Consider the following 857-nt stretch of genomic DNA (forward strand, 5'->3'; position numbering starts at 1 on the left):
CCCACCGACCCAGCAAGAAGTCAACAAGCAGGGTGGGGCCAAATCAGACCAGCACAGTGGGGCCAAATGGGCTTGTCATTCTCAGTTCTTTAGGAGACACGCCCTAGCGCGTGTGCGGACATCGAAGTTGCCGCCCCTCGCTGAACGCCCAGCCAGTACCCACGAACGCAAACCGTGATCTCCGGCTTCATGAAGGCTCGAACTAGACCGGGTGGCCACCCGGCGCAGCCGACCCGTTCGACTGCGCCGGGTCGTTGACCACTCGATCCTCACCCTTGAGGCGACCAGAGTGGACGGGTTACCTCCGACCACCCTGACCCAGCAAACCCCGGGCACGCCGAGGCCCAAGCGAGTCCCCACGTTTCAAGGAGCGCCGATATCGACCACAACTCACCATTGAGATTCACCCAGGCCGAGGCTGCACGATCGCGACGGCGCCCGGCACTCGAGGCCGAGCCCGTCCAGGCGGCGCCGCCTCAGGACAGCGCGCGCAACTTGGGAATCACGTCTGCAGCCATCTGACTGAGGAAGCGCTCCTGGTCATGGCCCGGGCCGTGGAAGATCAAGTGATTGAGCCCTGCGTCGACGTAGGGCTTGATCTGGGCAACCGCCTCGTCGGGATCGTCGGTGACGATCCACCGCTTCGCGACCTGGTCGAGCGGCAACTCGTCAGCCAGCCGCTCCATCTCCTCGGCGGACTGAACCGAGTGCTTTTGTTCTGCAGTCAGGGAAAGGGGCGCCCAGAAGCGGGTGTTCTCAAGAGCAAGGTCGGCATCGCGGTCATAAGAAATCTGGCTCATCTGACTGATCCGTGGGTCATCGGCCGGGCAGCAGCGGCCGGTTGCCGCCGAGATTGA

1 protein-coding gene is annotated in these 857 nt (G+C 63.6%); it reads right to left on the reverse strand.

Annotated elements, in window-relative coordinates; genetic code table 11:
* Nucleotides 1-476: 476 nt before the first annotated feature.
* A partial coding sequence (locus tag ACFPGP_RS16025) for an LLM class oxidoreductase (RefSeq protein WP_465263267.1) occupies nt 477-857 on the reverse strand: 381 nt, incomplete at its 5' end.

The organism is Nocardioides taihuensis (genome assembly GCF_042657275.1).
In the GTDB taxonomy this organism is placed as follows: Bacteria; Actinomycetota; Actinomycetes; order Propionibacteriales; family Nocardioidaceae; genus Nocardioides; species Nocardioides taihuensis.